The sequence below is a fragment of the Tamlana sp. 2_MG-2023 genome, from assembly GCF_030548465.1.
GTDB lineage: Bacteria > Bacteroidota > Bacteroidia > Flavobacteriales > Flavobacteriaceae > Pseudotamlana.
This window is the reverse complement of sequence record NZ_JAUOSF010000006.1, coordinates 63,644-84,963: the sequence shown is the minus strand read 5'-3', so window position 1 is coordinate 84,963 and position 21,320 is coordinate 63,644. Positions and strand designations below refer to the sequence as shown.

The window sequence follows — 21,320 nt, the reverse complement described above, 5'->3', positions numbered from 1 at the left end:
TTTCTTTTTTTTAAAATTTAACTCTTACGCCTAATGTTACCGTAGTAAGTGGTGCATAACGATACGTGTCTGATTCAGCGTTCTCTGATGTATTCGGGTTAAATCCTGCTCTTTTACTGCTTAGGAATAAGTTATCTGCTGTTAAAGAGAAGTTTACGCCAGTAAGACCAGTGTTTGTAAGTAACATGCTTGGTAACGTGTATCCAAGACTCGCATTGTTAAGAGCAATATAATCTGTAGACGTTAAGAAACGTGTAGACGTAGAAGTAGCTGTGATGTTGTAAGTACTAGCTAATCTAGGTATGTTTGTAACATCACCAGGTTCTGACCAACGGTCTCTCATATCAGTATGGTAGTTATTACCACCAACTTGATCGTTACTCATTAAACGAGCGTAAGCAGAATCATATCCATATCCACCTAAGCTATATGTAAATTGAGTACTAAGGTTAAAGTTCTTATATCTAGCACTTAATCTAAAAGCACCTCTTAAATCTGGAATTGCAGATTCACCGGTGTACTTTTCAGTCGCATCCGAATAAACGTTTGTTGTTGTTGTTTTGATTTCCGTATTGTTCGGGTTTGCGTCTTGGTAAGTTGTTAAGTTGCTAATTGCTTCACCGCTATCAAGAATATCGTTATCATTAGCATCAAAGTAATATTGGTTCCAAAGTGGATCTCCATTAGCGCTATCTACACCAGCCCATTCTCTCATATAGAAATCGTATAAACTATGCCCTTCTGAACGGCCATAATAAGTGCTTTGGTCTAAAACTTTAGGTAGGCCTGTAGATTCTTCTATAGGCATTCTCGTAATCTCATTACTTAAAAATTCACCGTTCACAGCAACGCTTAAACCAAAATCTTTTTTGTTAATAATGTTTGCAGTTAAATCAAATTCTAAACCTCTATTGGCTAAATCACCATCATTTACTGTGATTTGAGCTTCACCTGTTGAAGGCGATAATCTTTTATCAAAGATTAAGGCATCTGTGTTTTTTATATAGTAATCTACCGATAAGTCGATAACATTGTTAAATGCAGATGTTTCTACACCAACCTGAAACATTTTTGAAGTTTCCCAAGTTACGTTAGGGTCTTCAATAGCGTTAGGAATTAAGGAAATTTCACCAATTAAGTTATTAATGTTATAAGAGTTTTGACCACTATAGTAATCAACACCACCTTCATCACCAACTAGACCGTAACTTGTTTTAAGTTTTAAGAAGTTGATTGTACTTGAAGTGTTTAAGAAATCTTCATTACTTAAAACCCAAGCAGCACCTACAGAACCAAATGTTCCCCATTTGTTTTGGTAAAATCTAGAAGATCCATCACGTCTTACAGAACCTGTTAAGAAGTATTTTTGGTTGTAGTTGTAGTTAAGTTGACCAAAATAACTTTCCATAGTTCTAGCTCTGCTGTAACCTGTTGGAGGAGAAGATACTACTACATAGTTGTTTGCTTGGTCTAAACCATTTTCTAAGTTAACAACTTTGTTTTTACTTATAGATGCATACTCATAGTCATTTTGGTTTGTTTCGAATGCAGCAAGAACTTCTAAACCGTGGTTTCCAAAAGTTTTGCTATATCTAAGCATGTTTAAGAAGTTTTGAGTAATCTCAGAAGTATTTACTTTAAATAAACTACCACTTTGACCTACAGCTGAACCGTAGAAAGGGTTGTTAATTAAGTTGCGAACACGGTTGTAGTATTGTAAACCATAACGTGTTTCAAAGGTAAGACCTTCAGTAATGTCAAATTTAAAAGAGAACGATCCATTAACCGAATGGCTATCATTTCCATCTCTATCATATTGAGAATCTGCAATAGCATTTGTTAGTCCACCAAAACCTCTAGTGTTTCCATAATCGTATTGGTAACCACCGTAGTAAGGATCTTCAATTTTATCACCATTAGCATCTCTTGTAAATAAAGGATAAATAGATGGAATGTTATCAACAAACCAGAATACACTTCCTGAATCTTCAGATTGTCCGTTAGATAAAGTTTCATCATAAGTATAACTTAAGTTAGCTGTAGCTGTTAACCATTCTTTTGGTTTGTGATTTACATTTAAACGTGTCGTATAACGTTTGTAATTCGAATTGTTTAAGTAACCTTTTTGGTCTAAATATCCAAAAGAAGAAAAGTATCTTGTCTTGTCGTTACCACCACTCATTTTTAAGTTAGCCTCTGTAAGAATAGACGACTGGAAAGCATGATCTTCCCAGTTTTCTGGAGTGTATCTTGTTGTTACTCCAGGTATCATTTTACCAGTTGTAGGGTCAATCAACTGAGAAACATCTGTGATGTTGTAGTTATTGTATGTTGGGTGAATACCTCTCTGTGAGTTATATAAACTTGCATTTGCATAATCAACAGCGTTACCACTTGGGTCAGTTATTTCTGAATAGTTTTTTAGGGCATCCCAAGATATCTCTACATATTCGTTAGGATCTTTAATAACGTCATATCTAGGAATGGCTTGAAAGTTCACCCCTGTTTTGAAATCTGTTTCAATAACACTAGTACCTGCTTTACCTGATTTTGTAGTAATTAATACCACACCATTGGCACCACGCGCACCATAAATAGCAGTTGCCGTTGCATCTTTTAAAACAGTAGTTGTTTCAATATCAGCAGGGTTAATTGAGTTTAACGCATTGTTGTTCTCAGCAAGACCATCTTCATCAAATGTTGAAGAGGTAGTTAAAGGCACACCATCTACTACGTAAAGTGGGTCTCTGTTACCGTTAACCGAACCAAAACCACGAATACGTACTGTAGCTACAGTACCAGGCTGACCAGAAGTGTTAATTACATTAACACCAGCAACCTCTCCAGCTAAGGCTTGAGATACGTTAGAGAAGTTTTTAGTTTCCAGAACCTCTGCTTTAATTTCTTTAACCGTACCAGAAAAAGCTTGTTTGGTAGATGTACCATAACCAACAATGATTACTTCATCTAATGATTGCGCATCTTCCGATAATACCACGTTTATTTGGTCTTTGGTAACCGGAACTTCTTGCGTTGTATATCCAACAAAACTATAAACTAGAACATCTCCAGTTTTAGCCATAATTGAATACCTACCATCGAAATCTGATGAAGTACCATTAATTGTACCTTTTACTAAGACCGATGCTCCAGGAAGCGGTAAGCCAGACTCATCTGAAACCGTACCTGAAATTGTCTTTTCTTGTGCAAACGTAAGTTGCACAACTAACACTAGTAATAGCGTTAGAATTCCACTAAACTTTGTTTTCATTTTATAATTATTTGAATTAGTCACGCCAAAAATCATAATAATAAGTTAATAAAACAACAAATAATGGTTAAAATTTACTAATTAGGTTAAAATTTACAATAAAATTGTAATCGAATATTAAAAATTAGCTATTAAACTTAAATGTAGCTTCGAATTTGAGAATTTGAAATTTGAGTCTTCATTTTTGCCATTCGCATAATTTAATTTAAACAAACCAGCCTTAGTTAATAGTCCGAAACCAAAGCCATATCCAAAAAGCTTTTGATCGGTATTTGCTATTTGGTTTTCAAAATAGGCGGCATCAATTATGGAGTTTATGTAGATGCTATTGTTAATTTGATAGCGATATTCTGTGTTAATTAGGCCGTATAGTGTTGCGTAAATACTATTTTCCTCAAAGCCTCTTATAGAATTTATACCTCCAAATCGTAATAATTCATTTTCAAAATAAGTGTCTGAAATTAAAGTGGCGCCATTGGTTCTTAGGTAAATACTGTTCTTTTCGTTGAGATTAAATATTTTGAACGCATCTAAAACAAAGTTGGATTGCTTTTCTTCAGAATTTGTTGTTGTGCGATTTCCAAATCCAGCTTCGGTGTATAGTTTTGAGTTTAACGGGAATAGGCGGTTTAATGTATGTGCGCTTAAAAATTGGTAGGCCACGTTGTAGTTAAAAGTCTCGTAGTCTGAGAGAAGTCCTGTGGGATTGGAGGAAAGTAGGTTGTTCGATTCTGTACTTGTAATGCCTGTATACACTTTGTGCTTTGCATTAATTTGATAATGCAGCTTAACCGATTGGTTTGCGGTTGTGAACGATGAATCCTTTTTGAAAATCCGTAGCATGAAATCGACACCTATAGGTGATTTAAATAAATAAGGTAATGATAAATCGGCCTCAAATGTTTTTTGGTCATTTTCATCACTTTTATATAGCACCTTAAATGCTTCTCCAAAGTTTAAATTGTTAATAAGGTTTAAATTGAGGTAACCATCAAACTCTAGTTTGTTGGTGTCTTCGTTTGTTCCAAATCCAAGAAAACCATCAAAAGTATTGCTTTTGGTTTTTTCTAAATAGAGGTAGAGTGTTGTGGAATCTTGAGAAAATAATACTTCTGGTGTTTTGGTTTCGTTTGCGAAAGGTAAACTGTTAAGTTGTGAGGTTTTTTTCTGAATGGTTTGTAAATCGAAAACCTGGTTTGGTTTAATTTTTAAGTAATGCTTCAAATATGATTTAGGAAACTTTTCATAGCCTTTTATAACAATATCATTGATAATTCTTTTTTGGTTAGAACTCTCTAAGGTTAAGTCAGCTTTTAAAGTGTTTTTTGATTGTTTGCGAATATTAGTAAGGGTTAGTTTGGAGAACGGAAAGCCTTTTTTTGAAAATTCAGAATTAATAAAGTTTAGTTTGCTTTCTAAAGCTGCAATGTTGAGTACGAAATAATCTTCTGTAACCTCTTTTGAAATGCGTTTTAAAGTTGACTTTTCAACCTGCTCATTTTTGTAGTATATATATATGGTGTCGAATTTAGTTTTTAAATGTATTTCAGAACGGAAAGTGGAGTCGTTAATTTTTTCTACACCCACTAATTGATTTTCGATATAGCCAAGGTTTAGTAAGGAGTTTTGAAAGTTATCTATTTCAGAAGTGAGAGATTGGTAATCTTTGTGGTTTTTAGAATAATTTAAGGAGTCTATAATAGCTGTTTCAGTTTCTGTTTTACCATGAATTGTGAGGTGTAAGTTTTGGCAAAACCCTTCTGAAGAAAAAAGTATATATATAAGGATTATAAAATAGGTTGGTTTGTGCACTTTTATAACAGCTAAATTTGTGTGTAAATCTAACGGAAAATAAAGGCTAATAATATAATAGCGCAAATTATTTTTACTTTCTATTGAAAATTAATGAATTAGGATTTGAAATCTAAATTTTAATTTCTACCTTTGCAGCCCTCTTAGAAGAGGATAATAAAATTTATATATAATATATATGCCAACAATTTCGCAATTAGTAAGAAAAGGAAGAGCCAAAATAACCAAGAAGAGTAAATCGGCTGCTTTAGATTCTTGTCCGCAAAGACGTGGTGTGTGTACTCGTGTTTACACAACGACTCCTAAAAAACCTAACTCAGCAATGAGAAAAGTAGCAAGGGTTCGTTTAACAAACGGTAACGAGGTTAACGCATACATCGGTGGTGAAGGACATAACCTACAAGAGCACTCGATAGTATTGGTTAGAGGTGGAAGGGTAAAAGATTTACCAGGAGTTAGATATCACATTGTACGTGGTGCTTTAGACACAGCAGGTGTTTCAGGTAGAACGCAACGTAGATCTAAGTATGGTGCAAAACGCCCTAAGAAGTAATTAAAACTTTAAGAAGAAGACATGAGAAAAAGAGCAGCAAAAAAGAGACCGCTTTTACCGGATCCGCGTTTTAACGACCAGTTAGTAACTCGTTTCGTTAACATGATGATGTGGGATGGTAAGAAATCGGTAGCTTTTAAAGTATTCTACGATGCAATTGATATTGTAGATTCGAAAAAAACTGACGAAGAGAAAACAGCTTTAGAGATCTGGAAAGATGCTTTATCTAATGTGATGCCTCACGTAGAAGTACGTAGCCGTCGTGTTGGAGGTGCAACATTCCAAATTCCTATGCAAATCCGTCCAGACCGTAAGGTTTCTACAGCGATGAAATGGCTAATTAGCTTTTCACGTAAAAGAAACGAAAAGTCTATGGCGTTACGTTTAGCTACTGAGATTTTAGCAGCAGCTAAAGAAGAAGGAGCAGCCGTTAAGAAAAGAGTTGATACTCACAAAATGGCAGAAGCAAACAAAGCATTCTCTCACTTTAGATTTTAATAGAAATGGCAAGAGATTTAAAATTAACTAGAAATATTGGGATTGCGGCTCACATTGATGCTGGTAAAACAACAACAACAGAGCGTATCCTTTTTTATACAGGAGTTTCACATAAAATTGGTGAAGTACACGATGGTGCTTCTACAATGGACTGGATGGAGCAAGAAGCTGAAAGAGGTATTACAATTACTTCTGCAGCAACAACTTGTGATTGGACTTTCCCTAAGGAAAATGCTGAGCCAACTGCTGATGCTCAAGATTATCACTTTAATATTATTGATACTCCGGGTCACGTAGATTTTACTGTAGAGGTAAATCGTTCTTTACGTGTACTTGATGGATTAGTATTCTTGTTTAGTGCAGTTGATGGTGTAGAGCCACAATCTGAAACTAACTGGAGACTTGCAGATAACTATAAAGTGCCTAGAATTGGTTTCGTTAATAAAATGGACCGTCAAGGATCAAACTTCTTAGGTGTTTGTCAACAAGTTAAAGACATGTTGAAATCTAACGCTGTGCCTATCGTTTTAAACATTGGTGATGAAGGAGATTTCAAAGGTATCGTAGATTTAGTTAAAAACAGAGCTATTGTATGGCACGAAGATAACTACGGATCTACTTTTGATGTTATTGAAATTCCAGATGATTTAAAAGAAGAAGCGCGTAAGTATAGAGCGTTATTAATTGAAGAAGTGGCAGGTTACGATGAGAACTTACTAGAAAAATTCATGGAAGATGAAGATTCAATTACAGAAGACGAAGTGCATGCTGCACTTAGAGCTGCTGTAATGGATATGGCTATCATTCCTATGATTTGTGGTTCTTCATTTAAAAACAAAGGTGTACAGTTTTTATTAGATGCTGTATGTCGTTACTTACCTTCTCCATTAGATAGAGATAGTGTTGTAGGTACTAACCCTGACACTGACGCAGAAGAAAGACGTAAGCCTTCAGTAAAAGAACCGTTTGCTGCATTAGCATTTAAAATTGCTACCGATCCTTTCGTAGGTCGTTTAGCTTTCTTCCGTGCTTATTCAGGACGTTTAGATGCAGGATCTTACATTTTAAATAACCGTTCAGGTAAAAAAGAACGTATTTCTCGTATCTACCAAATGCACTCAAATAAACAAAATGCTATCGATTTTATCGAAGCAGGTGATATTGGAGCTGCAGTAGGATTTAAAGATATCAAGACTGGAGATACAATGAGTGATGAAAAACACCCAATTGTATTAGAAAGTATGGATTTCCCAGATCCAGTAATTGGTATCGCAGTTGAGCCTAAAACTAAGGCCGATGTTGATAAAATGGGTATGGCTTTAGCAAAATTAGCTGAAGAAGATCCAACATTTACAGCAAGAACTGATGAAGCTTCAGGACAGACTATTATTTCTGGAATGGGTGAGCTTCACTTAGATATTATTGTTGACCGTCTTAAACGTGAGTTTAAAGTAGAGGTTAATCAAGGACAACCACAAGTTGAGTACAAAGAAGCTATTACACAAGCTGCAGATCATAGAGAGGTTTACAAAAAACAATCTGGTGGTCGTGGTAAGTTTGCTGATATTGTATTTACAGTTGAGCCAGCTGAAGAAGGAAAAGTAGGTTTACAGTTTGAGTCTGTAATTAAAGGAGGTAACGTTCCTAAGGAATTTATCCCTTCAATTGAGAAAGGATTCAAATTAGCGATGGTTAACGGACCTTTAGCAGGTTACGAAATCGATGCTATGAAAGTAACATTGAAAGATGGATCATACCACGATGTGGATTCTGATCAACTATCATTCGAATTAGCTGCTAAATTAGGATTTAAAGCTTGTGCTAAAGCTGCAAAAGCTGTAATCATGGAACCTATCATGAAACTTGAGGTAATTACTCCTGAAGAAAACATGGGTGACATTGTTGGAGATTTAAACAGAAGACGTGGACAAGTTAGTGACATGGGAGATAGAGCAGGTGCAAAAACTGTAAAAGCTACTGTGCCATTATCTGAAATGTTTGGATATGTAACTACATTAAGAACATTATCTTCAGGTCGTGCAACATCAACAATGGAATTTTCACACTACGCTGAAACACCTTCAAACATATCTGAAGAGGTTATTAAAGCAGCAAAAGGAGAATAATCTTAAAAAGTTAAGAAAATGAGTCAAAAAATCAGAATAAAATTAAAGTCTTACGATCATAACTTAGTAGATAAGTCTGCTGATAAGATTGTAAAAACAGTAAAAAGTACTGGAGCTGTTGTAACTGGACCAATTCCATTACCAACTCACAAGAAAATTTTCACTGTATTACGTTCTCCACACGTAAACAAGAAATCAAGAGAACAATTTCAATTAAGCTCTTACAAGCGTTTACTTGATATTTACTCTTCATCTTCTAAAACGATTGATGCTCTAATGAAATTAGAGTTACCAAGTGGTGTAGAAGTAGAAATTAAAGTATAAGTATACTAGAAAGTGTAAACTTTTATTAGTGCTTCATAAATTAGGCATCAGGATAAGAAATTATCTTGATGCTTTTTTAGTATTAGAGGTTAATAGCTTATGTTTATTGGGTTTTTGACTTTATTATTGTCATAATAGTACGTTTCTATTCTAAGAAATATTCATTGATAAAACGGGTAAAAAGACACTAAATGTATGGCTATAAAGAATTTATGTGGAATTATTTGATAATCATTTTTTTAAATCAAAATAAAAGGCTACATTTGCACTCCTAAAATATGGGGTTTAAGCTCATATTTACATGTCCCACCAATGCGGTTGCGGGAAAAACGGCAAAAAATACACTTCAAGGCTGAAACGTATTTTTCAGCCTTGAATGTTTTTAATAAATAGTAAATCATTAATAAATAATTAAATATGTCTGGGTTAATTGGAAAGAAAATCGGTATGACCAGCATCTTCGATGAAAACGGGAAGAACATTCCTTGTACAGTAATCGAAGCTGGACCATGTATCGTTACCCAAGTCAGAACTGAGGAAGTTGACGGCTATAGTGCTGTGCAACTTGGTTTCGATGACGCGACAGAAAAAAGCGCTACTAAAGCTGACTTAGGTCATGCTAAAAAAGCGGGTACTTCTGTTAAGCGTAAAATCGTTGAATTCAAAGGTTTTGATGCGGAGTACAAATTAGGAGATGCCATTACTGTTGAACATTTCGCTGAAGGTGAATTTGTTGACGTAGCTGGAACATCTAAAGGTAAAGGATTTCAAGGTGTTGTAAAACGTCATGGTTTCGGTGGTGTAGGTCAAGCTACTCACGGTCAACATAACCGTTTAAGAGCGCCAGGATCTATTGGTGCTGCATCTTACCCTGCAAGAGTTTTCAAAGGAATGAAAATGGCAGGAAGAATGGGTGGAGACACAGTTAAAGTTCAAAATTTAAGAGTTTTAAAAGTAGTTACTGAAAAGAACTTACTTGTTGTTAAAGGGTGTGTACCTGGACACAAAAACGCTTATGTAATTATTAGAAAGTAATGAAAGTAGCAGTTTTAGATATAAACGGAAAAGACACAGGTAGAAAGGCAGACCTTTCTAAAGATGTGTTTGCTATTGAGCCTAATAATCACGCTGTATATTTGGATGTTAAACAATATTTAGCAAACCAAAGACAAGGAACTCACAAATCTAAAGAGAGAGCTGAGATTTCTGGATCTACACGTAAGATTAAGAAGCAAAAAGGAACTGGTACAGCGAGAGCAGGTAGTATTAAGTCAGGTGTATTTAAAGGTGGTGGTCGTATGTTCGGTCCAAGACCAAGAAACTACAGCTTCAAGCTTAATAAAAACTTAAAGCGTTTAGCGCGTAAGTCTGCCTTAAGTATCAAAGCAGGAGAAAAATCAATTACAGTTTTAGAAGACTTTAATTTTGATTCTGTAAAAACAAAAAACTTTACAGCTGTTTTAAAAGCTTTAGAGCTTGAAAACAAAAAAACTTTGTTCGTATTAGGTGGTGCAAATAACAATGTTTATTTAGCGTCTCGTAATGTACAACGTACAGAGGTTATTACTGCTTCAGAATTGAGCACTTACAAAATCCTAAATGCAGGACAAGTTGTTTTATTAGAAGGAGCATTAGCAGGAATTGAAACAAACTTAAGTAAATAAGAAACAGATGAGTATCTTAATTAAACCTATAATCACAGAAAAAGCGACTGCAAATAGCGAGTTAAGAAATTGCTATACTTTCGCAGTGAACACTAAGGCGAACAAGGTAGAAATCAAAAAAGCGGTGGAAGCTGCTTATGGTGTTTCTGTTGAAAAAGTTCGTACTATAAATGTCCGTCCAGATCGTAGTACCAAGTTTACTAAAACTGGTATTCAACATGGTAAAACAAATGCCGTTAAAAAAGCAATTGTACAACTGGCGGAAGGTGAAATGATTGATTTATACAGTAACATGTAATTAAAGACAAATGTCAGTAAGAAAATTAAAACCAATCACCCCAGGACAGCGATTTAGAGTAGTAAATGGATATGATGCCATTACTACTGATAAGCCGGAAAAGAGTTTACTCGTTCCGAACAAAAGATCTGGTGGTAGAAACAGTGAAGGAAAAATGACTATGCGCTACATTGGTGGTGGTCATAAAAGAAAGTATCGTATTATCGATTTTAAAAGAGACAAAGCGGGAATCCCTGCTGAAGTAGCTTCAATCCAATACGATCCAAACAGAACAGCTTTTATTGCATTATTGAATTATCAAGATGGCGAGAAAAGATACATTATTGCTCAAAATGGTTTACAAGTTGGACAAAATGTAGTATCTGGTCAAGAAGGTGTTGCTCCAGAAATTGGAAATGCAATGCCATTAAGTGAAATTCCATTAGGAACTATTATTTCTTGTGTAGAGTTACGTCCAGGACAAGGAGCTGTTATGGCTCGTAGTGCTGGAGCTTTTGCTCAGTTAATGGCAAGAGATGGTAAGTTTGCTACAGTGAAGTTACCATCAGGTGAAACAAGATTAATTCTTGCTAACTGTATGGCTACTATAGGTGTTGTTTCTAACTCAGATCACCAATTATTAGTTGGAGGTAAAGCAGGTAGAACAAGATGGTTAGGTAGAAGACCAAGAACTAGACCAGTTGTAATGAATCCAGTTGATCACCCAATGGGTGGTGGTGAAGGTAAATCTTCAGGTGGACATCCTCGTTCTAGAAACGGTATTCCAGCTAAAGGTTACAGAACCCGTTCTAAGACGAAAGCAAGTAATAAATATATTGTAGAACGTAGAAAGAAATAAGACATGGCAAGATCATTAAAAAAAGGACCTTACGTTCATTATAAGTTAGAAAGAAAAGTTGCTGTTAATGTTGAAGGAAACAAAAAAACAGTAATCAAAACTTGGTCAAGAGCAAGTATGATTACTCCAGATTTTGTTGGACAAACAATTGCAGTACACAATGGCCGTCAATTTGTTCCAGTATATGTTACTGAAAACATGGTAGGTCATAAATTAGGAGAATTTTCACCAACACGTTCATTCCGTGGACATGCAGGTGCTAAAAATAAAGGTAAAAAGTAGTAAGCTATGGGAAGTCGTAAAAAACAAATGGCAGACGCTATTAAGGAAGGTAAAAAGCAAGTAGCTTTCGCTAAACTTAATAATTGTCCTACATCACCGAGAAAAATGCGTTTAGTAGCCGATTTAGTAAGAGGTGAAAAAGTTGAACATGCACTAAATATCTTAAAATTCAACCAAAAGGAAGCTTCTGGTCGTTTAGAGAAATTGTTATTGTCTGCAATTGCAAACTGGCAAGCTAAAAACGAAGAAGGAAACATCGAAGAGGCTGGATTAATAGTAAAAGAGATTAGAGTTGATGGCGGATCAATGTTAAAGAGATTACGTCCAGCACCTCAAGGTCGTGCACACAGAATTAGAAAACGTTCAAACCACGTAACAATCGTTGTTGGAGCTAAAAATAACACACAAAGCTAAGATAGAAGTATGGGACAAAAAACAAATCCAATCGGAAATCGCTTAGGTATTATCAGAGGATGGGAATCTAACTGGTACGGAGGTAATGATTATGGAGATAAGCTTGCCGAAGACGATAAAATTAGAAAATACGTTCACGCGCGTTTATCTAAAGCTAGTGTTAGTAGAGTAATTATCGAAAGAACTTTAAAACTTGTAACCGTTACTATCACAACTGCAAGACCTGGTATCATTATTGGGAAAGGTGGTCAAGAGGTAGACAAGTTAAAAGAAGAGCTTAAGAATATTACTGGAAAAGAAGTTCAGATTAATATTTTTGAAATCAAAAGACCTGAACTTGATGCATTTTTAGTAGGATCAAGCATCGCTCGTCAAATTGAAAACAGAATTTCATACAGACGTGCAATTAAGATGGCTATCGCTGCTACAATGCGTATGAATGCAGAAGGAATTAAAATCCAAATTAGTGGGCGTTTAAATGGTGCTGAAATGGCACGTTCTGAACACTACAAAGAAGGACGTATTCCTTTATCAACCTTCAGAGCCGATATTGATTATGCTTTAGTTGAGGCACACACTACTTATGGTAGATTGGGTGTTAAAGTATGGATCATGAAAGGTGAAGTATATGGTAAAAGAGAACTTTCTCCGCTTGTTGGATTATCTAAGAAGCAAGGAAAAGGTGGAGCCGGAGGACGTGGCGGAAACAGAGATAACAAACCTCGTCGTAGAAAGTAATTTTTTATAAAGTAAAGAAAAATGTTACAGCCTAAAAGAACAAAATTTCGTAAACAACAAAAAGGACGTATGAAAGGTCTCTCTGGTAGAGGACACCAACTTTCAAACGGTACTTTTGGAATAAAAGCATTAGACGCAACTTTTATAACGTCTCGTCAAATTGAAGCAGCTCGTATTGCCGCTACACGTTACATGAAAAGAGAAGGTCAGTTATGGATTAAAATATTTCCAGACAAGCCTATCACAAAGAAACCTCTTGAAGTACGTATGGGTAAAGGTAAAGGTGCCGTTGAATATTGGGTAGCCGTATGTAGACCAGGTCGTGTTTTATTTGAAATAGGTGGTGTGCCATTAGACGTTGCAAAAGAAGCATTACGTTTAGCAGCACAAAAGCTACCTGTAAAAACTAAGTTTTTAATCGCTAGAGATTACGAAGCATAATTTATTTGATATTATGAAACAATCAGAAATTAAAGAATTATCTGTAGCTGAGTTACAAGAGAAGCTTAGTGAAACAAAAAAGAGTTATTCAGACCTAAAATTGGCTCATGCAATATCTCCTTTAGAAAATCCAATTCAATTACGTTCAGTAAGAAGATCTGTAGCTAGAATTGCGACCGAATTAACTAAAAGAGAATTACAATAATTCTGCCGAAAAGATGGAAACAAGAAATTTAAGAAAAGAACGTATAGGAGTTGTTACTAGTAACAAAATGCAAAAATCAATAGTTGTTGCAGAGGTTAAAAAAGTAAAACACCCTATGTATGGTAAGTTCGTGTTGAAAACGAAAAAATACGTTGCACACGACGAGACAAACGATTGTAATATTGGAGATACTGTAAAGATCATGGAAACTAGAGCTTTAAGTAAATCTAAATGTTGGAGATTAGTAGAAATCCTAGAAAGAGCTAAATAATTATGTTACAGCAAGAATCAAGAATAAAGGTAGCAGACAATACAGGAGCAAAAGAAGTTTTGGTTATCCGTGTATTGGGAGGTACTAAAAGAAGATACGCTTCTGTAGGAGACAAAATAGTTGTTTCTGTAAAAGATGCAACTCCTAATGGAAACGTTAAGAAGAAAGCAGTTTCTACAGCAGTTGTTGTGCGTACCAAGAAGGAAGTAAGAAGACCAGACGGATCTTATATAAGATTTGATGATAATGCTTGTGTATTATTAAACCCAACGGGTGAGATGAGAGGTACACGTGTATTTGGTCCTGTTGCTAGAGAGCTTCGTGATAAACAATTCATGAAGATTGTATCATTAGCACCAGAGGTGCTTTAATACATAATAAGTAAGATGACAAAGCTTAAAATAAAAACTGGAGATACTGTAAAAGTAATCGCTGGAGATCACAAAGGATCTGAAGGTGTTGTACAAAAAGTATTAATAGAAAAGAACAAAGCGATTGTTGAGGGTGTAAACATGGTTAAGAAACATACTAAACCAAGTGCACAAAATCCTCAAGGTGGAATCGTAGAGAAAGAAGCAGCTATTCATATTTCTAACTTATCATTGTTAACTTCAAAAGGAGAAACAACTAGAGTAGGTTATAGAGTAGAAGGCGATAAAAAAGTAAGATTTTCAACAAAATCTAATGAAGTAATATAGTTATGGCATATTCACCTAGACTTAAAGAAGAGTATAAAGGCAAAGTAATTGCAGCTCTTACAGACGAATTTGGATATAAGAATGTAATGCAAGTTCCTAAACTTACTAAGATAGTAATATCTAAAGGTGTTGGAGCAGCAGTTGCAGACAAAAAGTTGATTGATCATGCAGTTGAAGAATTAACAACTATATCTGGACAAAAAGCAATATTTACCTTATCTAAGAAAGATGTTGCATCATTTAAATTACGTAAAGGGATGCCAATTGGGGCAAAAGTAACTTTACGTGGTGATAACATGTATGAGTTTTTAGACCGTTTAGTAACTTCTGCACTTCCTCGTGTTAGAGATTTCAACGGAATTAAAGCTACAGGTTTCGATGGTAGAGGTAATTACAACTTAGGAATTACTGAACAAATTATCTTTCCAGAAATAAACATTGACAAAGTCAACAAAATTTCAGGAATGGATATTACATTTGTAACTTCTGCTGAAACTGATAAAGAAGCAAAATCATTATTAACCGAATTAGGATTACCTTTTCAAAAGAACTAAGATATGGCTAAAGAATCAATGAAAGCCCGTGAGGTAAAAAGAGCAAAAACAGTAGCAAAGTATGCTGAGAAACGTAAAGCTTTAAAAGAAGCTGGAGATTACGAAGCATTACAAAAGTTACCTAAAAATGCATCTCCTATTCGTCAGCATAATAGATGTAAATTAACAGGAAGACCAAAAGGATACATGAGAACTTTCGGGATCTCTCGTGTAACTTTCAGAGAAATGGCTAATCAAGGTCTTATCCCTGGAGTAAGAAAAGCTAGTTGGTAATATTATTTAAATAATCAGATTTAAGGTTCGAGATTAAATCGAAAACCAAAATCACAAAATCAATTCATTATGTACTCAGATCCAATTGCGGATTATTTGACAAGAATTAGAAATGCGGTGCGTGCTAACCATAGAGTGGTAGAGATTCCAGCATCTAATTTGAAAAAAGACATAACTAAAATTTTATTCGAACAAGGATATATTTTAAGTTATAAATTTGATGACTCTTCAGTACAAGGAACTATTAAAATAGCTCTTAAGTACAACAAAGAAACAAAGGAACCAGTAATCAAGAAACTTCAAAGAATTAGTACTCCAGGTTTACGTCAGTATTCTGGATCTAAAGATTTACCTAGAATCCTTAACGGTCTTGGTATTGCTATCGTTTCAACTTCTCACGGAGTAATGACAGGCAAACAAGCTAAAAGAGATAACGTAGGTGGAGAAGTTTTATGTTACGTATACTAATTTAAAGCCAGAAAGAAATGTCAAGAATAGGAAATAATCCAGTAGCCATTCCAGAAGGTGTAACAGTTGATGTTAAAGATAACGTTTTAACTGTAAAAGGAAAATTAGGAGAATTATCACAAAATTTCGACACTGTTGAAATTAAAGTGGAAGAAGGAAATGTTTTAGTAACACGTCCTTCAGATAAAAAAGAGGAAAAAGCCAAACACGGTTTATACAGATCTTTAGTGAACAATATGATTGAAGGTGTATCTAACGGATGGACTAAGCAATTAGAATTGGTAGGTGTAGGTTATAGAGCATCTAACCAAGGTCAAAAATTAGATTTAGCTTTAGGATTTTCTCACAATATCATTTTAAACATTGCTGAAGAAGTAAAGGTTGAAACGATTTCTGAAAAAGGAAAAAATCCAATCATAAAACTAACATCATTCGATAAACAACTTGTTGGTCAAGTAGCGGCAAAAATTCGTGGTTTCAGAAGACCAGAGCCTTATAAAGGTAAAGGAGTTAAGTTCGTAGGTGAGGTAATAAGAAGAAAAGCAGGTAAATCAGCTTAATAATTAAGTTATGGCATTGACAAAGAACGAAAGAAGACTAAGAATAAAAAACAGAATCCGTAAGGTTGTTTCTGGTACAGAAGCAAGACCACGATTAGCTGTTTATAGAAGTAATAAAGAAATTTATGCTCAAATAGTTGATGATGTAACTGGTAACACTATCAGTGCAGCATCTTCAAGAGATAAAGACATTAGTTCTGCAAAAGCAACTAAATCTGAAGTAGCTAAATTAGTAGGTAAAGCACTGGCTGAAAAAGCTTTAAAAGCTGGTGTAGAAACGATCTCTTTCGATAGAGGTGGTTACTTATATCACGGTAGAGTTAAATCATTAGCTGAAGGAGCTAGAGAAGCAGGACTTAAATTCTAAGAAATTATGTTTCAAAAATATAAAAGTGCAGAGTTAGTAAAACCAGGTGGATTAGATCTTAAAGATCGTTTAGTTGGTGTACAGAGAGTTACAAAAGTAACTAAAGGTGGTAGAGCATTTGGTTTCTCAGCAATTGTAGTAGTTGGTGATGAAGCTGGTGTTGTAGGACAAGGTTTAGGTAAATCTAAAGATGTTGCTAGTGCGATTGCAAAAGCAGTAGAAGATGCTAAGAAAAACCTAGTTAGAATTCCTATTATTAAAGGAACTTTACCACATGAGCAAAAAGGTAAATACGGTGGAGCTAGAGTAAACATTATTCCTGCTGCTCCTGGTACAGGTGTAATTGCTGGTGGTGCTGTAAGAACAGTGTTAGAGGCAGTTGGTGTACACGACGTATTATCAAAATCTCAAGGTTCGTCAAACCCTCATAACGTAGTAAAAGCAACTTTTGATGCTTTATTACAATTAAGAGATGCAAACGTAATCGCTAGAGATAGAGGTATTTCACTTGAACAGGTTTTTAACGCTTAATATAGACAGAGATGGCAAAGATTAAAGTAACAAAAGTTAAAAGCGCAATCAATCGCCCACAAAGACAAAAGAGAACTTTAGTAGCTCTAGGTCTTAATAAGATTGGTCAAGTAAAAGAGCATGAAGCTACACCAAATATTCTTGGTATGGTTGCTAAAGTTTCACATTTAGTTTCTGTAGAAGAAGCTTAAAAATATAAACTGAAAAATGGATTTAAGTAATTTAAAACCTGCAGAAGGTTCAGTAAAAAACCAAGGGAAACGAATAGGTAGAGGACAAGGTTCTGGAAAAGGTGGTACGGCAACTCGTGGTCACAAAGGAGCTAAATCTCGTTCTGGTTATTCTAAGAAACTAGGATTTGAAGGTGGTCAAATGCCACTTCAAAGACGTGTTCCTAAATTTGGTTTTACTAACATTAACCGTGTTGAATACCAAGGTATCAATTTAGATACTTTACAACAATTGGCTGATGATAAGAAAATTGGAGATACTGTTGATTTTGAAACATTATTCGCTAACCGTTTAATCGGAAAGAATGATCTAGTTAAAATATTAGGTCGTGGTGAATTAAAAGCAAAATTAAAAATATCTGCTCATAAGTTTACTGCTTCAGCAAAGGCTGCTATTGAAGCTGCTGGCGGAGAAGCTGTAACTATATAATACTCATTATAAGTATGAAATTTATAGAATCAATTAAGAATGTTTGGAAAATAGAGGAACTAAGAAACAGAATAGTGGTAACACTAGGTCTGTTATTAGTTTATCGTTTTGGTGCTCAAGTAGTATTACCTGGTATTGATGCGGCGCAATTAGGAGGTTTAGCTGATAAAACAGACGGTGGTTTGTTAGGTTTGCTTAACGCATTTACTGGTGGTGCTTTCGCTAATGCTTCGGTTTTCGCTCTAGGTATTATGCCTTACATTTCTGCTTCTATTGTGGTTCAGCTAATGGGTATTGCAATTCCTTACTTGCAAAAATTGCAAAAAGAGGGTGCTAGTGGACAGAAGAAAATTAATCAGATTACACGTTGGTTAACCATCGCTATCTGTTTATTACAAGCTCCTGGTTATTTAGCAAGTTTACCTGCATTAGGTATTCCTCAAAGTGCATTTTTATTAGGGACAGGGCCATTATTTTATTTCTCTTCAATATCAATCTTAGTAACGGGATGTATTTTCGCTATGTGGTTGGGAGAGAAAATTACCGATAAAGGTATTGGTAATGGTATTTCTTTATTAATTATGGTTGGTATCATCGCTACTTTACCTCAAGCATTTTTACAAAATGCAGCTACCCGATTAGAAGGTGGTGGTAATGGTGGATTAATGATGGTATTAATTGAATTTGTTATCTGGTTCGTTATCATATTAGCTGCAATTATGCTAGTTATGGGAGTGAGAAAGATTGCTGTACAGTACGCTAGAAGAACAGCTTCCGGTGGTTACGAAAAAAGCGCTATGGCAGGTTCAAGACAATATATTCCATTAAAGCTTAATGCTTCTGGAGTTATGCCAATTATATTTGCACAGGCAATTATGTTTGTTCCTGGTTTAATTGGTGGTTCTTCTTTCTTAAAGGAGACTGCTACTGGAGCTTGGTTACAAACTAATTATTCTGATATGTTCGGATTTTGGTACAACGTTACCTTTGCTTTATTAATTATTGTATTCACATACTTTTATACGGCAATAACGGTTCCTACTAATAAAATGGCAGACGATTTAAAACGTAGTGGTGGTTTCATTCCAGGGATTCGTCCAGGAACTGAGACATCGGAGTATTTAGACAGAATTATGTCTCAAATCACTTTACCAGGTTCTATCTTTTTAGCACTTATTGCTATCTTTCCAGCGCTTATTGTTAAGCTTATGGGAGTTCAGCAAGGATGGGCTTTATTTTTTGGAGGTACGTCGTTATTGATTATGGTTGGAGTTGCAATTGACACGATGCAACAAATAAATTCTTATTTGTTGAATAGACACTATGACGGTTTGATGAAGACAGGTAAAAATAGAAAAGCAGTAGCTTAATTTATTATACTATGGCAAAACAAGCAGCAATAGAACAAGACGGAACAATTATAGAAGCATTATCTAATGCCATGTTTCGTGTTGAATTAGAAAACGGTCACATTGTGACTGCTCATATCTCTGGGAAGATGCGTATGCATTACATTAAATTGTTACCAGGAGATAAAGTAAAATTAGAAATGAGTCCTTATGATTTAACTAAGGCTCGCATAACTTATAGATACTAATACGATGAAAGTAAGAGCTTCAGTTAAAAAAAGAAGTGCAGATTGTAAAATCGTGCGTAGAAAGGGTAGACTTTACGTGATAAACAAAAAGAATCCTAGATTTAAACAAAGACAAGGGTAATTATGGCAAGAATTGCAGGTGTAGACATACCAAAAAACAAAAGAGGAGTGATCTCTTTAACCTATATCTACGGAATAGGAAGAAGTAGAGCAAAAGAAATTTTAGCTGAGGCTAAAGTAGACGAAAGTACAAAAGTTCAAGACTGGAACGATGATCAGATAGCTGCGATTCGTGAAACAGTTGGAGCTTTCACTATCGAAGGTGAATTACGTTCTGAAATGCAATTAAACATTAAGCGATTAATGGATATTGGATGTTACAGAGGTATTCGTCATAGATCGGGTCTTCCATTAAGAGGGCAACGTACTAAGAACAACTCTAGAACGAGAAAAGGTAGAAGAAAGACTGTTGCTAACAAGAAGAAAGCAACTAAGTAATAATTAGAAATTTAGTCTTTAGTATTTAGACGTTGGAAGGAATCTGTTTGAAATTACGGTTTAGGATTCTAGCGACTATCACTAAAACTAAGCACTAGAAAATATGGCAAAGACAAGCACAAAAAAACGTAAAGTTATTGTGGAATCTGTTGGTGAAGCTCACGTAACAGCATCTTTCAATAACATTATTATTTCACTTACTAACAAAAAAGGAGACGTTATTTCATGGTCTTCTGCTGGTAAGATGGGATTTAGAGGTTCTAAGAAAAACACGCCTTACGCTGCTCAATTAGCTGCCGAAGATGCTGCAGGTGTAGCATCAGAAGCTGGATTGAAAAAAGTAAAGGTTTATGTTAAAGGACCTGGAAATGGTAGAGAATCTGCTATTCGTTCTATCCACAATGCTGGAATTGAAGTAACTGAAATTATCGATGTTACTCCATTACCACATAACGGATGTCGTCCTCCAAAAAGAAGAAGAGTTTAATCACGTTTTAATTAACGAGATTTAAATACAGCAAGTTAGAAAAATTAATATCACCTAGGTTTAGGTGGTATTAATTTTTTGTGTAAATTTGCAAACTGAAAAAAATTAACAAGTATCAACCGAGAGATCAAAAGATTATCGAAGGATAAGATTAAGACCTTAATTCATAATCACTCTCTTAATTAAATTATTATGGCAAGATATACTGGTCCTAAAACTAAAATAGCTCGTAAATTTGGCGAAGCTATCTTCGGAGAAGACAAATCCTTCGAAAAAAGAAATTACCCTCCTGGGCAACATGGAAACAACAGAAGACGTGGTAAGAAATCTGAATACGCAATCCAATTAGAGGCGAAACAAAAAGCTAAATATACTTACGGTATTTTAGAACGTCAATTTAGAGGATTGTTTAAAAAAGCTAGAGCTGCACAAGGTATTACTGGTGAGGTTTTACTTCAATTATGTGAATCTCGTTTAGATAACGTAGTATTCAGAATGGGTATTGCTCCTACAAGAAGTGCTGCAAGACAATTAGTATCTCACAGACACATTACTGTAAATGGTGAATTGGTAAACATTCCATCTTACCAATTATTAGCTGGTGATGTTGTTGCTGTTAGAGAAAAATCTAAATCTCTTGAAGCTATCGCAAATTCACTTTCTAACTCTAGTACTGTTTATGAGTGGATTACTTGGAATGATGATACTAAACAAGGAACTTACGTTTCTGTTCCTGCTAGAATTCAAATTCCAGAAAACATCAACGAACAATTTATCGTAGAATTATATTCTAAATAATATTAATCATATTGGTATCTGGCCAAAGGGTTTATTTGACTTCTTCAAACTTATAAACCGCGCAACCTGATAACAATTAAAACGAAGAAAAAAT

Annotated in this window: 32 protein-coding genes; 30 read left to right on the top strand and 2 right to left on the bottom strand. The window is 35.0% G+C overall.

Annotated elements, in window-relative coordinates; translation table 11 throughout:
* Window positions 1-10 precede the first annotated feature (10 nt).
* Together Q4566_RS11675 and Q4566_RS11670 are read right to left on the bottom strand one after the other, a co-directional pair.
* Window positions 11-3,271 (bottom strand): SusC/RagA family TonB-linked outer membrane protein, encoded by a 3,261-nt coding sequence (locus tag Q4566_RS11675; protein WP_303421329.1) that lies wholly within the window; start codon window positions 3,269-3,271, stop codon window positions 11-13.
* A 117-nt stretch (window positions 3,272-3,388) separates the two neighbouring features.
* Window positions 3,389-5,149, bottom strand: a complete 1,761-nt coding sequence (locus Q4566_RS11670) for a POTRA domain-containing protein (protein ID WP_303421327.1) — start codon at window positions 5,147-5,149, stop codon at window positions 3,389-3,391.
* A 112-nt stretch (window positions 5,150-5,261) separates the two neighbouring features.
* Here Q4566_RS11670 and rpsL point away from each other — a divergent pair, with 112 nt between their 5' ends.
* From rpsL to rpsD, 30 genes are all read left to right on the top strand, one after another.
* Window positions 5,262-5,636 (top strand): 30S ribosomal protein S12, encoded by a 375-nt coding sequence (rpsL, locus tag Q4566_RS11665; RefSeq protein WP_019386263.1) that lies wholly within the window; start codon window positions 5,262-5,264, stop codon window positions 5,634-5,636.
* A 21-nt stretch (window positions 5,637-5,657) separates the two neighbouring features.
* Complete coding sequence (gene rpsG, locus Q4566_RS11660; RefSeq protein WP_067147332.1) at window positions 5,658-6,134, top strand: 30S ribosomal protein S7; 477 nt, start codon at window positions 5,658-5,660, stop codon at window positions 6,132-6,134.
* A gap of 5 nt (window positions 6,135-6,139) precedes the next feature.
* Window positions 6,140-8,260, top strand: a complete 2,121-nt coding sequence (fusA, locus tag Q4566_RS11655; RefSeq protein WP_303421322.1) for an elongation factor G — start codon at window positions 6,140-6,142, stop codon at window positions 8,258-8,260.
* An 18-nt stretch (window positions 8,261-8,278) separates the two neighbouring features.
* Window positions 8,279-8,584, top strand: coding sequence for a 30S ribosomal protein S10 (gene rpsJ, locus Q4566_RS11650; RefSeq protein ID WP_007650482.1), 306 nt, complete (start codon window positions 8,279-8,281; stop codon window positions 8,582-8,584).
* A gap of 417 nt (window positions 8,585-9,001) precedes the next feature.
* Window positions 9,002-9,619: a 50S ribosomal protein L3 gene (rplC, locus tag Q4566_RS11645; RefSeq protein ID WP_216066284.1), complete on the top strand. Its 618-nt coding sequence runs from the start codon at window positions 9,002-9,004 to the stop codon at window positions 9,617-9,619.
* Entirely contained in the window at window positions 9,619-10,248 is a 630-nt protein-coding gene (gene rplD / locus Q4566_RS11640) for a 50S ribosomal protein L4 (protein ID WP_303421319.1), read from the top strand. Before rplC ends, rplD begins: the two co-directional genes overlap by 1 nt.
* 7 nt (window positions 10,249-10,255) lie before the next feature.
* On the top strand, window positions 10,256-10,546 hold the full coding sequence (rplW, locus tag Q4566_RS11635; RefSeq protein ID WP_216066283.1) for a 50S ribosomal protein L23: 291 nt from the start codon (window positions 10,256-10,258) through the stop codon (window positions 10,544-10,546).
* Between the two features lie 10 nt (window positions 10,547-10,556).
* A complete protein-coding gene (gene rplB, locus Q4566_RS11630) occupies window positions 10,557-11,384 on the top strand; it encodes a 50S ribosomal protein L2 (RefSeq protein ID WP_303421316.1) in 828 nt (275 codons plus the stop codon).
* Window positions 11,385-11,387: 3 nt separating this feature from the next.
* On the top strand, window positions 11,388-11,666 hold the full coding sequence (gene rpsS / locus Q4566_RS11625; protein ID WP_150939558.1) for a 30S ribosomal protein S19: 279 nt from the start codon (window positions 11,388-11,390) through the stop codon (window positions 11,664-11,666).
* 6 nt (window positions 11,667-11,672) lie between these two features.
* Window positions 11,673-12,080, top strand: coding sequence for a 50S ribosomal protein L22 (gene rplV / locus Q4566_RS11620; protein WP_216066281.1), 408 nt, complete (start codon window positions 11,673-11,675; stop codon window positions 12,078-12,080).
* Between the two features lie 9 nt (window positions 12,081-12,089).
* Window positions 12,090-12,818, top strand: coding sequence for a 30S ribosomal protein S3 (rpsC, locus tag Q4566_RS11615; RefSeq protein WP_303421313.1), 729 nt, complete (start codon window positions 12,090-12,092; stop codon window positions 12,816-12,818).
* Window positions 12,819-12,839: 21 nt separating this feature from the next.
* Complete coding sequence (gene rplP / locus Q4566_RS11610; RefSeq protein WP_067147348.1) at window positions 12,840-13,259, top strand: 50S ribosomal protein L16; 420 nt, start codon at window positions 12,840-12,842, stop codon at window positions 13,257-13,259.
* A gap of 13 nt (window positions 13,260-13,272) precedes the next feature.
* Window positions 13,273-13,464 (top strand): 50S ribosomal protein L29, encoded by a 192-nt coding sequence (gene rpmC / locus Q4566_RS11605; protein ID WP_150939552.1) that lies wholly within the window; start codon window positions 13,273-13,275, stop codon window positions 13,462-13,464.
* A 13-nt stretch (window positions 13,465-13,477) separates the two neighbouring features.
* Complete coding sequence (gene rpsQ / locus Q4566_RS11600) at window positions 13,478-13,735, top strand: 30S ribosomal protein S17 (RefSeq protein WP_303421309.1); 258 nt, start codon at window positions 13,478-13,480, stop codon at window positions 13,733-13,735.
* A gap of 2 nt (window positions 13,736-13,737) precedes the next feature.
* Window positions 13,738-14,106, top strand: a complete 369-nt coding sequence (gene rplN, locus Q4566_RS11595; protein WP_303421307.1) for a 50S ribosomal protein L14 — start codon at window positions 13,738-13,740, stop codon at window positions 14,104-14,106.
* A gap of 15 nt (window positions 14,107-14,121) precedes the next feature.
* Window positions 14,122-14,433 (top strand): 50S ribosomal protein L24, encoded by a 312-nt coding sequence (gene rplX / locus Q4566_RS11590; RefSeq protein WP_150939550.1) that lies wholly within the window; start codon window positions 14,122-14,124, stop codon window positions 14,431-14,433.
* A gap of 2 nt (window positions 14,434-14,435) precedes the next feature.
* Entirely contained in the window at window positions 14,436-14,987 is a 552-nt protein-coding gene (gene rplE / locus Q4566_RS11585; protein WP_303421305.1) for a 50S ribosomal protein L5, read from the top strand.
* A gap of 3 nt (window positions 14,988-14,990) precedes the next feature.
* On the top strand, window positions 14,991-15,260 hold the full coding sequence (gene rpsN, locus Q4566_RS11580) for a 30S ribosomal protein S14 (RefSeq protein WP_040278732.1): 270 nt from the start codon (window positions 14,991-14,993) through the stop codon (window positions 15,258-15,260).
* Between the two features lie 69 nt (window positions 15,261-15,329).
* A complete protein-coding gene (gene rpsH / locus Q4566_RS11575; RefSeq protein ID WP_150939543.1) occupies window positions 15,330-15,728 on the top strand; it encodes a 30S ribosomal protein S8 in 399 nt (132 codons plus the stop codon).
* A gap of 17 nt (window positions 15,729-15,745) precedes the next feature.
* Entirely contained in the window at window positions 15,746-16,288 is a 543-nt protein-coding gene (rplF, locus tag Q4566_RS11570) for a 50S ribosomal protein L6 (protein ID WP_303421300.1), read from the top strand.
* A gap of 10 nt (window positions 16,289-16,298) precedes the next feature.
* Entirely contained in the window at window positions 16,299-16,655 is a 357-nt protein-coding gene (gene rplR / locus Q4566_RS11565; RefSeq protein WP_216066276.1) for a 50S ribosomal protein L18, read from the top strand.
* Window positions 16,656-16,661: 6 nt separating this feature from the next.
* Window positions 16,662-17,186: a 30S ribosomal protein S5 gene (gene rpsE, locus Q4566_RS11560; protein WP_102994730.1), complete on the top strand. Its 525-nt coding sequence runs from the start codon at window positions 16,662-16,664 to the stop codon at window positions 17,184-17,186.
* Between the two features lie 11 nt (window positions 17,187-17,197).
* Window positions 17,198-17,377, top strand: coding sequence for a 50S ribosomal protein L30 (rpmD, locus tag Q4566_RS11555; RefSeq protein WP_150939535.1), 180 nt, complete (start codon window positions 17,198-17,200; stop codon window positions 17,375-17,377).
* Between the two features lie 16 nt (window positions 17,378-17,393).
* A complete protein-coding gene (gene rplO, locus Q4566_RS11550; protein WP_303421295.1) occupies window positions 17,394-17,846 on the top strand; it encodes a 50S ribosomal protein L15 in 453 nt (150 codons plus the stop codon).
* Window positions 17,847-17,860: 14 nt separating this feature from the next.
* The gene (gene secY, locus Q4566_RS11545; protein ID WP_303421293.1) at window positions 17,861-19,216 is read left to right on the top strand and encodes a preprotein translocase subunit SecY; all 1,356 of its coding nucleotides are present in this window, start codon (window positions 17,861-17,863) and stop codon (window positions 19,214-19,216) included.
* An 11-nt stretch (window positions 19,217-19,227) separates the two neighbouring features.
* Complete coding sequence (gene infA / locus Q4566_RS11540) at window positions 19,228-19,443, top strand: translation initiation factor IF-1 (protein ID WP_007094967.1); 216 nt, start codon at window positions 19,228-19,230, stop codon at window positions 19,441-19,443.
* A 4-nt stretch (window positions 19,444-19,447) separates the two neighbouring features.
* A complete protein-coding gene (gene ykgO / locus Q4566_RS11535; RefSeq protein ID WP_013305171.1) occupies window positions 19,448-19,564 on the top strand; it encodes a type B 50S ribosomal protein L36 in 117 nt (38 codons plus the stop codon).
* 2 nt (window positions 19,565-19,566) lie between these two features.
* On the top strand, window positions 19,567-19,941 hold the full coding sequence (rpsM, locus tag Q4566_RS11530; protein WP_303421290.1) for a 30S ribosomal protein S13: 375 nt from the start codon (window positions 19,567-19,569) through the stop codon (window positions 19,939-19,941).
* 103 nt (window positions 19,942-20,044) lie between these two features.
* Window positions 20,045-20,428, top strand: a complete 384-nt coding sequence (gene rpsK, locus Q4566_RS11525) for a 30S ribosomal protein S11 (RefSeq protein ID WP_150939526.1) — start codon at window positions 20,045-20,047, stop codon at window positions 20,426-20,428.
* A 192-nt stretch (window positions 20,429-20,620) separates the two neighbouring features.
* The gene (rpsD, locus tag Q4566_RS11520) at window positions 20,621-21,226 is read left to right on the top strand and encodes a 30S ribosomal protein S4 (protein WP_303421287.1); all 606 of its coding nucleotides are present in this window, start codon (window positions 20,621-20,623) and stop codon (window positions 21,224-21,226) included.
* Window positions 21,227-21,320 lie beyond the last annotated feature (94 nt).